The organism is Phyllobacterium myrsinacearum, from assembly GCF_002980555.1.
Taxonomy (GTDB): Bacteria; Pseudomonadota; Alphaproteobacteria; order Rhizobiales; family Rhizobiaceae; genus Phyllobacterium; species Phyllobacterium myrsinacearum.
The window spans coordinates 440,851-452,837 of sequence record NZ_PVBT01000003.1 but is presented as its reverse complement, the minus strand read 5'-3'; the positions used below and the strand labels follow the sequence as shown (position 1 = coordinate 452,837).

11 protein-coding genes are annotated in these 11,987 nt (G+C 59.7%); 6 read left to right on the top strand and 5 right to left on the bottom strand.

Translation table 11 applies throughout. The features are described 5' to 3' along the window. Positions 1–61 precede the first annotated feature (61 nt). A complete protein-coding gene (locus C5750_RS12905; RefSeq protein ID WP_105734289.1) occupies positions 62–727 on the top strand; it encodes a YggS family pyridoxal phosphate-dependent enzyme in 666 nt (221 codons plus the stop codon). A 10-nt stretch (positions 728–737) separates the two neighbouring features. Here the strand turns inward: C5750_RS12905 and C5750_RS12900 are convergent, their stop codons facing one another. Next, a complete protein-coding gene (locus tag C5750_RS12900; protein ID WP_105734288.1) occupies positions 738–1,280 on the bottom strand; it encodes a YcbK family protein in 543 nt (180 codons plus the stop codon). A 296-nt stretch (positions 1,281–1,576) separates the two neighbouring features. Between C5750_RS12900 and acs the strand changes: the two genes are divergently transcribed. Beyond that, positions 1,577–3,529: an acetate--CoA ligase gene (gene acs, locus C5750_RS12895; protein ID WP_105734287.1), complete on the top strand. Its 1,953-nt coding sequence runs from the start codon at positions 1,577–1,579 to the stop codon at positions 3,527–3,529. 39 nt (positions 3,530–3,568) lie between these two features. On the opposite strand, the gene C5750_RS12890 is transcribed toward acs, so the two are convergent. From C5750_RS12890 to C5750_RS12880, 3 genes are all read right to left on the bottom strand, one after another. Then, entirely contained in the window at positions 3,569–4,834 is a 1,266-nt protein-coding gene (locus C5750_RS12890; protein WP_105734286.1) for an SAM-dependent methyltransferase, read from the bottom strand. A gap of 354 nt (positions 4,835–5,188) precedes the next feature. After that, entirely contained in the window at positions 5,189–5,476 is a 288-nt protein-coding gene (locus C5750_RS12885) for an addiction module antidote protein (protein ID WP_105734285.1), read from the bottom strand. Next, on the bottom strand, positions 5,457–5,771 hold the full coding sequence (locus C5750_RS12880; RefSeq protein WP_342588464.1) for a type II toxin-antitoxin system RelE/ParE family toxin: 315 nt from the start codon (positions 5,769–5,771) through the stop codon (positions 5,457–5,459). Before C5750_RS12880 ends, C5750_RS12885 begins: the two co-directional genes overlap by 20 nt. Before the next feature lie 191 nt (positions 5,772–5,962). Between C5750_RS12880 and C5750_RS12875 the strand changes: the two genes are divergently transcribed. Continuing rightward, positions 5,963–7,363, top strand: a complete 1,401-nt coding sequence (locus C5750_RS12875; RefSeq protein ID WP_105734283.1) for an MATE family efflux transporter — start codon at positions 5,963–5,965, stop codon at positions 7,361–7,363. Between the two features lie 10 nt (positions 7,364–7,373). On the opposite strand, the gene C5750_RS12870 is transcribed toward C5750_RS12875, so the two are convergent. After that, positions 7,374–7,607 (bottom strand): DUF1674 domain-containing protein, encoded by a 234-nt coding sequence (locus tag C5750_RS12870; protein WP_105734624.1) that lies wholly within the window; start codon positions 7,605–7,607, stop codon positions 7,374–7,376. Between the two features lie 115 nt (positions 7,608–7,722). Here C5750_RS12870 and htpX point away from each other — a divergent pair, with 115 nt between their 5' ends. The 3 genes from htpX (at position 7,723) to C5750_RS12855 (ending at position 11,964) form a co-directional block, all read left to right on the top strand. Then, positions 7,723–8,694, top strand: a complete 972-nt coding sequence (gene htpX / locus C5750_RS12865) for a zinc metalloprotease HtpX (RefSeq protein ID WP_105734282.1) — start codon at positions 7,723–7,725, stop codon at positions 8,692–8,694. Beyond that, entirely contained in the window at positions 8,691–10,070 is a 1,380-nt protein-coding gene (locus C5750_RS12860) for an RsmB/NOP family class I SAM-dependent RNA methyltransferase (RefSeq protein WP_105734623.1), read from the top strand. The genes htpX and C5750_RS12860 overlap by 4 nt, the downstream gene beginning before the upstream one ends. Before the next feature lie 184 nt (positions 10,071–10,254). Beyond that, positions 10,255–11,964, top strand: coding sequence for a heparinase II/III family protein (locus C5750_RS12855; protein WP_105734281.1), 1,710 nt, complete (start codon positions 10,255–10,257; stop codon positions 11,962–11,964). Positions 11,965–11,987: the final 23 nt, after the last annotated feature.

The window sequence follows — 11,987 nt, the reverse complement described above, 5'->3', positions numbered from 1 at the left end:
AGCGTCAACCATTGACAATGAGGGTTTGGCCGAAACTGCATCAAAAAGGACACGCTTGACCATGTCGACCGCCGTTGAAAACCTTCTTGCCGTTCGCAAAGCCATTGCGAAAGCCGAAGCGGAAGCCAACCGTAGGGAAGGCTCGGTGACACTCGTTGCCGTATCGAAAACCTTTGACGCAGCAGAGGTTCGTCCCGTTCTGGATGCCGGGCAGCGTGTTTTCGGGGAAAACCGGGTCCAGGAAGCGCAATCGAAGTGGCCCGGTTTGCGCGAGGACTATACGGGCATAGAACTTCACCTCATCGGGCCGTTGCAATCAAACAAGAGTGAAGACGCCGTGGCGCTGTTTGATGTCATCGAGACCGTCGACCGGGAAAAGATCGCCGCGGCGCTTGCCGGCGAAATGAAGAAGCAGAACCGCTTTCCCAAGCTTTATGTTCAGGTCAATACCGGCTCCGAACCGCAGAAAGCCGGGATCGAGCCGAAGGAAGCCGTCGCCTTTGTCGAGCGTTGCCGCACGGTGCACGGGCTGGCGATCGAAGGCCTGATGTGCATCCCTCCGGCAGATGAGAACCCTGGCCCGCACTTTGCCCTTCTGGAAAAGATCGCGCATGAAGCCGGCGTGGAAAAGCTCTCCATGGGCATGTCGGGCGATTACGAGACCGCCGTCGGCTTTGGTGCGACATCCGTGCGTGTCGGCTCCGCTATCTTTGGCAGCCGAACCTGAAAACGTGCCGTCACCAGCTGCGGCGCGGTCCCGTATCGATGTGGTAGTAACCGGCGGGATAGCGTTTGAAACCGCCGACTTCCTTGCTGCCCGACAAATGCTGCAACAGGCCGGAAGCGCTTCCATGCACGCGGAAATCAACAGCCTGGCAGCTCAGGTGGTAGGATTTTTCCCGCCCGCCTGCCCTGCGGTTGGCATTGCGTGACCGCACGGTCGAATTGACGGTGATCGGGCCATAGGCGGCCGAGACGCGGTTCAAGACATTCTTGAGCCGTTCCGGCACGCAATTGGCCGGAGCCTTGTACTGGATATAGGCCTTGCCGCGCGGCATGGCTGCGAGCACGAGCGGATTGATCTTGTCGAACAGGGAATCGCCCAGCAGATGCGCATGCTCTTCGTCAAAGAGGTGTGCACCAAGCCGTTTCCAGGGATTGGCAGGTTCCGGCAGCGTGCCGGCAGTGGCGGAATTGGCAAAGGCAAGCCCGAACAGGGCAACCGCCAGGGCGGCGGATTTTGCGCGAAACACAACGCCGCGCAAAGGTAACATCGTCATCCATCAGTCCTTGATTGGGCGCACGCTCTTCAGTCCACAGGGCGCGCCGAAATTATCCTCCCAAGTCAAGGCAGAGACGGTCTAAGGCAAAATGTGTCCAAAATGGATCACGCCCCATAACAAAATGTAACGCAATATTACAACGCGTAGCGGTTTGTGTGCGACGGAACGCCGTTCCCTCCGGGGCATTTGTTGTATTTACGCATCGATTTGCATGGTGATAATGAACGCCATGCGCCTCTCTCCCCGGGAGGCATCCGGGTGGAGGCCCGTCAGCTCAGGTTTGGAGGAAATTGATGTCCGAGAAGGTCTATCCCGTGCTGCCAAGCGCGAAGAAAAACGCGCTTATCGACAATGAAACATATCTCGCCTGGTACAAGCAGAGCATCAAGGATCCCGAGAAATTCTGGGCCAAGCACGGCAAGCGCATCGACTGGTTCAAGCCTTACACCAAAGTCAAGAACACCTCCTTCGAAGGCAAGGTCGCGATCAAATGGTTCGAGGACGGCCAGACCAATGTCTCCTATAACTGCATTGACCGGCACCTGAAGAAGCGCGGCGACCAGGTCGCCATCATCTGGGAGGGCGACAATCCCTACCTCGACAAGAAAGTCACCTATAACGAGCTGTATGAGCAGGTCTGCCGTCTTGCCAATGTGCTGAAAAAGCACGGCGTCAAGAAGGGCGACCGCGTGACGATCTACATGCCGATGATCGTCGAAGCCACCTACGCCATGCTGGCCTGCGCGCGTATCGGCGCCGTCCACTCCGTCGTTTTCGGCGGCTTTTCGCCCGATGCGCTGGCAGGCCGTATCATCGATTGCGAATCCACCTTCGTCATCACGGCCGATGAAGGCATGCGCGGCGGCAAGCCGATCCCGCTGAAGGACAATACGGACAAGGCCATCGACATCGCTGCCAAACATCATGTGATGGTGAAGAACGTGCTGGTTGTGCGCCGCACGGGCGGCAAGACCAGCTGGGCGCCCAACCGCGACCTCTGGTATCACGAGGAAATTCTCAGCGTGAAGCCCGAGTGCAAGCCGGAAAAGATGAAGGCCGAGGATCCGCTGTTCATCCTCTACACATCGGGCTCGACCGGCAAGCCGAAGGGCGTACTGCACACCACGGGCGGTTATCTCGTCTATGCTTCGATGACGCACCAATATGTCTTCGACTACCACGACGGCGATATCTATTGGTGCACGGCCGATGTGGGCTGGGTCACCGGCCACTCCTATATCGTCTACGGCCCGCTCGCCAATGGCGCCACGACGCTGATGTTTGAGGGTGTTCCCAATTACCCCACCAATTCGCGCTTCTGGGAAGTCATCGACAAGCACAAGGTCAACATCTTCTACACCGCCCCCACCGCTATTCGCGCGCTGATGAGCGCCGGCGATGAGCCGGTCAAGAAGACCTCGCGCAAATCGCTGCGCATCCTCGGGTCGGTCGGCGAACCGATCAATCCGGAGGCCTGGGAATGGTACTATCAGGTGGTCGGTGACAAACGCTCGCCCATCGTCGATACCTGGTGGCAGACGGAAACCGGCGGTATTCTCATCACCCCGCTGCCGGGTGCCACCGACCTGAAACCGGGTTCGGCCACGCGCCCGTTCTTCGGCGTGCAGCCACAGCTGGTCGACAATGAAGGCGATGTGCTGGAGGGGGCCGCCGACGGTAATCTCTGCATCACCGACTCATGGCCAGGCCAGATGCGCACGCTCTATGGCGATCACAAGCGCTTCATCGAGGCTTACTTCTCCACCTACAAGGGCAAGTATTTCACCGGGGATGGCTGCCGCCGTGACAAGGACGGCTATTACTGGATTACCGGCCGCGTCGATGACGTCCTCAATGTCTCGGGTCACCGCATGGGCACTGCTGAAGTTGAATCGGCGCTCGTATCCCACGACACGGTTTCGGAAGCCGCCGTTGTCGGCTATCCCCACGACCTGAAGGGACAGGGCATCTATTGCTATGTCACGCTGATGGCTGGCCTTGAAGGCAGCGACGAGCTGCGCAAGGAACTTGTCGCCCATGTGCGCAAGGAAATCGGCCCCATTGCCTCCCCGGACAAGATCCAGTTTGCACCGGGCCTGCCCAAGACACGCTCGGGCAAGATCATGCGCCGCATCCTGCGCAAGATCGCCGAGGACGATTTCGGCTCTCTAGGCGACACCTCGACCCTGGCCGATCCGGCTGTCGTCGACGACCTGATCGCCAACCGGCAGAACAAGAAGGGCTGAGCGGCAAGCCGTTACAAAAACCCCAACAAGACCCGCTCTCTAGCGATAGAGATCGGCTCTTGTCTGTGGTACGGCGGAAATCCCGCGCTTGCGCTTGGATGCCAGCGTCTGGTTGATCTGCACGGTCCCGCGTTCGAACGCCAGCGCGCAACCGGTCAGGTAGAGCAGCCAGAGCCGGGCTTTCGGCGCACCGACTTCCGCAATCGCCTCGTCAAAGCGGGCATGCAACCGCTCCGCCCAGAGACGGCAGGTCCGGCCATAGTGCTCGCGCAGATTTTCCACATCGTGAACCTCGAAACCATACCCCTCGAGGTTTTCGATGGTCATGCCGAGATGGTCGAGTTCACCGCCCGGGAAGATGTATTTCACCAGCGCCAGATGCTCGGCACTCTTGCGGCCGAACGTCTTCTTGTTGCGCTTCATGCGCCGGGTGATGGCGTGATGAAGATAGAGGCCGCCCGGCCGCAGCAAACGGTGCACGCTGGAAAAATACGTATCGTAATTGGCAATGCCGACATGTTCGAACATGCCGATCGATGAAATCTTGTCGAATTCCTCGTCGAGATGTTCGTAGGATTTGACGTGAATCGTGATCTTGTCTTCCAGTCCCTCTGCCTTGATCCGCTCCCGGGCAAGGACAGTCTGGGCTTCCGAAAGCGACACGCCGATTCCCGTGATGCCGTAATGCTTGGCCGCATGGATCAGCATCGCGCCCCAGCCGCAGCCGATATCCAGCAGTTTTTCGCCGGGCTTCAACCGCAGTTTGCGGCAGATCAGGTCGAGCTTGGCCTCCTGCGCCTGGTCCAGACTGTTGGCCCAGTCAGTGAAGTAGGCACAGGTATAGACCATCCGTTCGTCCAGGAAGAGCTGGTAGAACTCATTCGACACGTCATAGTGGTGGGTAATGGCCGCCTTGTCGGAGCCGCTGACAAACGGCTTCTGTCCGTCGACGCCCGAGGCGTCCGTGCCGCGGCCGCCGAGCAGCAAGGCCGGCACGTCCTTCAGCAATTGCCATTTGGGCAATGTTTTGAGCTTCTGCTTGAACTTGCCCTTGGGCCCGCGCTCGACCAGATCGAACAGCGTGCCGTTCTTCACGTCGATCTGGCCCGAAATCCACAGTTCGACGATGGATCCGATGTTGGGTTTCAGCGCCAGACGGCGCACGGCCATCGGGTCGTTGATGGCAAGCACCGGGCCTGCCATGTCGCCGATACGCTCGCCATTCCATAATTCCACGGCAAATTGCGGCTCCAGCATGTGTATGACTGTGCGGATGATCCGCGCCGCGCTTTCCTGTGCCGCCATGCAACAACTCCAAATCCTGTGCTCCGGCACACTGCGGCCGGAGGTTCGGCAGAACCTATGCGCTTCGTTTCCGGCTGGCAACGCACTTTCAAGAGCTGCCAAAAACGGCGATTGAAAATTTTCCCTTGAAACCTGGCGCGCCAGACCCCATTCTCAATTTGTGTTCAACGAATGAAAAGGAGGTGATCCGATGTCTCGTGATTTCGCAAACTGCCACAGGGCGTCTGATGCTTTCCATCGGGGATCGTCTCTCCGTTGAATGAGCACCCTGGCTAGTCCAGGGGTAAGAAGGCCAAACGACAGCTTTGTGCCAGACGGAATTGCGGGGCCACTCTTCGGAGTGGCCCTTTCCGTTCAGGCGGCGCGTTTTCCCGTGATCTGGAAACCGATCGCCTTCATGACGGCAATGGTTGTTTCAAGCGTCGGATTTCCGTCCTCACTCAAAGACCTGTACAGTTGTTCGCGCGCCAAGCCAGTTGCACGGGCAATGCTCGTCATCCCTTTGGCGCGCGCCACGACACCCAGCGCTTTTGCAATATAACCTGCGTCGCCCGTTTCGAAAGCATCGGCCAGGAACACTTCGATTGCATCATCCGATTTCAAAGCATCGGCTGGATCATAATCATAAAGCTTTGTCGCCATTTTCGTCTTTCCATTCTGCAGCCAACAGTTTTGCATTGCGAATGTCCTGTTGTTGCGTGCTCTTGTTCCCGCCACACAAGAGAATGACAATCTCGGATTTGTGCAGCTTGAAGTAAACGCGATAGCCGGGTCCGTAGTGAATACGCAGCTCGCTGACGCCCTGTCCCACGGACGCAACATCGCCAGTCTGACCATTGGCCAAACGGAACAGCCGGGCGGCAATAGCAGCTCTTGCCCTGCCGTCTCTAAGTTTCCGTTCCCATTTTCGATAGGTATCCGTCTGTTTGATCTGCATCAAAATGTATTTTTTAAATCACAGAATGTCAACTCTACCAAGTATTAGCCGGATGACATTCCAAATAAAACCAACGCCAGATTGTATCCGTGATGCACTTTGCTCTTTCTGAAATTGGTGATACCAAGATTTCTGCCTGAAAATGGTGCGCCCTGCCTCTATAAGAGGCAATTCCCTCGGAAAGACCCGCTATGTCCGCCCTTCCAACCCCAAACGCAGCACCCAAGCGTGCATGGCGTGACGAAATCATTGCGATGCTGGCCTTGAGCTGGCCGATGATTCTCACCAATCTGGCCCAGACGGCCATGACGGCGACCGATGTCATGATGATGGGATGGGTCAGTGCACACACGCTGGCTGCCGGTGCACTGGGGACCAATCTCTACTACGTTCCAATGATCTTTGGCCTTGGTCTTATGCTGGCGACATCGCCGATGATGGCGCGCGAGCTTGGCCGCAATAAGTACACCGTACGGGAAATCCGCCGGACCGTGCGTCAGGGCCTGTGGATTGCCGTGACGATCTCCATTCCCATCTGGTGCGTATTGTGGAACACCCAGCACATCCTGACCGCCATGGGGCAGGATCCGGCGCTCGCTGCCGAGGCAGGTGCGTATGTCCGGGCTCTGCAATGGGCAGCCCTGCCATTCTATTGCTACATCGTCGTCCGCTCATTCCTGGCCGCACTCGAGCGTCCCGGCTGGGCACTGGTGATCGCCATCCTTGCCGTCATGTTCAATGCTCTGGCGAACTGGTGCCTGATCTTCGGCCATTTCGGTTTCCCCAAACTCGGCATTGTCGGCTCGGGCATTGCCACGACGCTGTCCTCCGCACTGATGTTCATCGGCCTTGTTATTGTCGTATCGCGCGACCGGCAGTTCCGCCGCTACCGCCTGTTTGGCCGGTTCTGGCGTGCAGACTGGGCCCGTTATGGCGAGCTGTTGCGTCTTGGCCTGCCCATTGCGGCAATCCTCAGCTTCGAGGTGACGATTTTCAACGCAGCCGCTTTCCTGATGGGGATCATCGGGCCTGATTCGCTGGCCGCCCATGCCATCGCCATCCAGATCGCATCGATCAGCTTCATGGTACCCATGGGCTTTGGCCAGGCGGCGACCGTGCGCATCGGCCGTGCCTATGGCGCGCAGGACAAGGATGGCATCAAGCGGGCGGGCTGGGTGGCGTTTGCCGCAGGCACGGGCTTCATGGTCCTCACCGCACTGCTGATGCTGCTGGCACCGCACCAGCTCATCCGTGCCTTCATCGATGTCAGCGATCCGGCCAATGCCCCGGTCGTGTCCCTCGCCGTGTCATTCCTGGCTTTTGCTGCGCTTTTTCAGATTTTCGACGGCGGGCAGGCTGTTGCCAGCGGCATGCTGCGCGGCCTGCATGACACGACGATACCGATGATCTATGCGGCCATTGCCTATTGGGGCATCGGCTTGCCACTCTCCGTCGCTTTCGGCTTCTGGCTGAAACTGGAAGGTGCTGGCATCTGGCTCGGCCTGCTGTCCGGCCTGGCTGCCGCTGCCATTTTGCTGATGAGCCGTTGGCTGCGGCGGGAAAAACTGGGTATCGAAATCATCCGGCACTAGGTGGACAGGATCAGAAATCGATGGTGCGGCCCTTGATTTCCCAGTCGCCGAAGCGGGCAGGATCCTTGCCACCGCGCCCGCCGATCTCCCGCGGCTGGCCAGCCTGCTTTTCCTCGGCCTTGCGGCGCGCTTCGGCTTCCAGCAATGCACGCTGTGCGGCAGGCGGCAATTGATCGAAAGGCTTGCCTGACGGCTGTTCGCCGGCCTCTGCCTGCGGCGTCTCCGATGTCTGGTCGCTTGTCATTCCGGTCTGTCCATCATTGAAGCTTGCTGTGTGAAACACCATCATATACCGGAAGATGTCGAACAAAAGGAATGATCTTGATAGGTGAAATGTTCACAATGCAGGGAATGATACCATGAATGTAATGCGCACCGGAATGCTGCTCGCCTTCATGACCGCCTTGTTTATGGGCGTTGGTTTTCTCATTGGCGGCACCGGCGGCATGCTGATTGCCCTCGTCGTTGCGACGGGCATGAACCTCTTCAGTTACTGGAATTCCGACAAGATGGTCCTGCGGATGTACAACGCCGTCGAAGTCGACCAGAATAGCGCCCCGGAATATTATGGAATCGTGCGCGATCTCGCCGGGCGCGCTGGCTTGCCCATGCCACGCGTCTATCTCATTGAAAATGATCAGCCGAATGCCTTCGCCACCGGACGCAATCCGCAGAACGCTGCAGTCGCCGCGTCCACCGGACTGCTGCACCGCCTGTCACCGAACGAGGTTGCAGCGGTCATGGCGCATGAGCTGGCGCATGTCGAACATCGCGATACCCTGACCATGACCGTCACAGCCACCCTCGCCGGGGCGATCTCCATGCTTGGCAACTTCGCCATGTTCTTTGGCGGCGGCAATCGCAACAACAACAACCCCCTCGGTTTCATCGGCGTTCTCGTTGCCATGATCGTTGCGCCGTTCGCGGCCATGATCGTGCAGATGGCCATCAGCCGGACGCGCGAATATTCGGCGGACCGGCGCGGCGCGGAGATTTGCGGCAATCCGCTATGGCTCGCTTCCGCGCTCAACAAGATTGCCCGCGGTGCCAAAGAGATCGTCAACGAGGAAGCCGAGCGCAACCCGGCCTCCGCGTCGCTCTTCATCATCAATCCATTGAGCGGCCAAGGAGCTGACAATTTGTTTTCCACCCATCCGAGCACCGAAAACCGTATCGCAGCACTGCAGGCCATGGTGGACGAGTTCCGCCAGCGCCCCGCCGCACCGCAGCCAACGGCAACGCCGGCCACTCCTGCCCAGGAGGAGCCTGAGGACGAAACGCCGTCCCCCTGGGGCCGTGACGGTTCCTCGCGCAAAGGCCCATGGGCATGAGCGCGGCACAGGAGAGAAAGCGGCCGTCTGGCAAGAAGAACAGCGCGTCCAATCACCACGAGGCCGAAGACCGGCCGGGGCTGGCGGCGCGTCAATGCGCGACCCGGCTGCTGGGCGCCGTCATTGAAAAGCAGACGTCCCTGGACGGACTGACCGACAACAGCAACGGCCATCCGCAATACATGGCGCTTGACGACCGCGACCGGTCGCTGGTCCGCGCCATCCTCGGCGCTGCCCTGCGCAACCGCGGCACCATCGAAGCGGCCATCGGCCAGCTGATCGACCGGCCGTTGCCTGAAAACGCCGTCGCCCTGCGTCACCTGCTGCATGTGGCTGCAGCACAGATTCTTTATCTCGATATTCCCGATCGTGCAGCCGTCGACCTGGCGGTGACCGCCGCCAACAACGATCCGCGCAATCGCCGCTTCGCATCGATGGTCAATGCCGTGCTGCGCCGCCTATCGCGCGAGCGAGAGACTATTGTCTCGGACGCGAGCAATGTGCCTGCATGGTTCGAAGATGGCCTGATCGCCGCCTATGGCAAGGAAAAAGCCAAAGCTATTCTGGATATACAGAGCAAGGAACCGCCCATTGACCTCACCGTCAAGGGCGATCCGCAGGAATGGGCAGAGCGCCTCGGCGGCATTGCCCTGCCGACGGGATCGGTGCGTATCGCCCAGGTCGATGGTGCGCTGACCAGCCTTGCAGGCTTTGCGGAAGGCGACTGGTGGGTGCAGGATACGGCGGCAAGCCTTCCCGCAAAGCTCTTCGGTGATATCAAGGGAAAGCGGGTTGCCGACCTTTGTGCCGCTCCCGGCGGCAAGACGGCGCAATTGGCGCAGGCCGGTGCGCATGTCACGGCGCTTGACCTGTCGGCCAACCGGTTGAAACGCCTGCGATCCAACCTTGAGCGCCTGCAGCTGACGGCGGAAACCGTGGAAGCCAATCTCGCCGCCTATATGCCAGCCGAGCCGTTCGATGCGGTTTTGCTCGATGCGCCCTGCTCCTCGACAGGCACTGTGCGGCGGCATCCAGACGTTCCCTGGACGAAATCACCAGCCGATATCCAGAAACTGGCAACACTTCAGGCCAAGCTGCTTGATCATGCTGTCACCCTGGTTCGCCCCGGCGGTGTCGTGGTCTTTTCCAATTGTTCGCTCGATCCGCTGGAAGGCGAAAAGGTTGCCAACGATCTTCTGGCCAAAAACCCGTCCATTGAACTTTTGCCCGTCAGCAGGGACGAGGTGGGAGGACTTGCCGAACTGATCACCCGCGAGGGCTATGTGCGTTCCACGCCCGCTGACCTTGCCAACGAAGATCCGGCGCTTTCGGGCATGGATGGTTTCTTCGCCGCAAGGTTTCGCCGGAAAGATTAAAATCAAATACTAAAATTTTAACTGTTTTACTTGCATAGTCCCGATTTGTCGTCGATGGGTGAAACCAAAGCAATGATTTCAGGGAGCTGGAACAGGATTCCGCCATGCGGGACATGTTTCGCGAACATGCATAACAGCAGACTGAAGTGCGCCGGAACGCGGCGAAGCGAGGAAATACCGCGAGATGGTCGCCTTTAGCGAAACACCGCAACTCTGGGGACTTGCGACTGCGCAATTGTGGCGCCGTTTCCGCAGGCGCCTGCGCATGGGGCCGCTGTTCCGCTGGCGTTTCACCGGCTTCACCCCCGAACGCGTGCTGATTGCGCCGCAGGATCTGCGCCCCGCCGACCCGCAGCTCGCGGAAGAATTTTATCACGGCCGCTTTGCGCTTGCCGGCCGGGTGGTGGAGACAGGCGGGCGCTCGCCCTTCGTCGTCGAGCCGCCCAATGCCGCCTGGCAGGCCGCGCTGCACAATTTCGGCTGGCTGCGTCATATGCGTGCGTCCGGCACCGAGCTGGCCACCGCCAATGCCCGCGCCCTGCTCAGCGACTGGATCGCGACCCACGGCCGCTCGATCGGCGGCCCTGCCTGGGCTCCCGAGGTCACAGCCCAGCGCATTATCGCCTGGCTCCAGCATTCCAGCCTCATCCTGGCGGGCGCAGATTTGCGGGCCTACCGGCAATTCATGCGTTCGCTCGCCACCCAGGTGCGTTACCTGCGGACCATGGCCGCCGTGATGGACGACGGCGAAGAGAAGCTGCGCGCCCGCATTGCGCTTGCCTTTGCCGCGCTGGCGCTGCCCGTTTCATCCAATACGGCGCGCTCGGCCCGCCGCAATCTCGAATTGGAACTCATTCATCAGATCCTGCCGGACGGCGGGCATATCTCCCGCAATCCGCTGACAGTGCTCGAACTTCTGGCCGACCTTCTTCCGCTGCGCCAGACCTATGCCAGCGGCACCGAGGCACCGCCGAAGGCGCTGATGGAAGCCATCGAGCGCATGCTGCCCGCATTGCGTTTCTTCCGCCATCACGACGGCAATCTGGCCCTGTTCAACGGCGTCGGCGCGACCATGCCCGAACGCGTCATCGCCGTTCTGCGCCATGACGATATTGGCGGCCTGCCGCTGACCCATGCGCTGCATTCGGGTTATGAGAGGCTCTCGATGGATTCGACCACCATCATTGCCGATACCGGCCTTGCGCCGCCAGTCACCGCATCGCGCGACGCCCATGCCGGGTGCCTGTCCTTCGAAATGTCGTCCGGGCGCAATCGCTACATCGTCAATGCCGGTGTCGACCGCTACGGTCCGGAAGAATTCCGCCCGCTGGCACGCTCTACGGCCGCGCATTCCACCGCGACGATCAATGACACCTCGTCATGCCGCTTCAGCGCGACCTCCGGCCTTTCCACCATGATTGGCACCCCGATCATCGCCGGACCGACAAAGGTCAATGTCGAGCGGATCGAACGGCCGGGCGCGGTCGGCTTCGTCGCCAACCACAATGGCTATGTCCGGCCATTCGGCATTTACCATGAACGCCAGATCGTCCTGTCGCACAATGGCAGTGTCATCGAGGGCATCGACAGTTTCTTCGCCGCTGGCCGCAATCCGCTGCGCGGAACCGGCCGCGAGAATGTGGTTATCCGCTTTCATCTCCATCCGGCGGTCAATGTCAGCGTCGATGGCAACGGCCTGATCATCCTGCAGGTGGACAATGACGATATCTGGATGTTTTCCGCCACCGTTCAGCCCTTCATCGAAGACTCGCTGTTCTTTGCCGGGTTCCGCGGTCCGGTCAAAACACGCCAGATCACGCTTTCGCTGAGTGCCGCGCAACTGCCGGAGGTCGAATGGCAGTTCACCCGGACATCCCTCGGTGCCTATGGCTAGGGGAAAACCGCCTCTATTCGTCT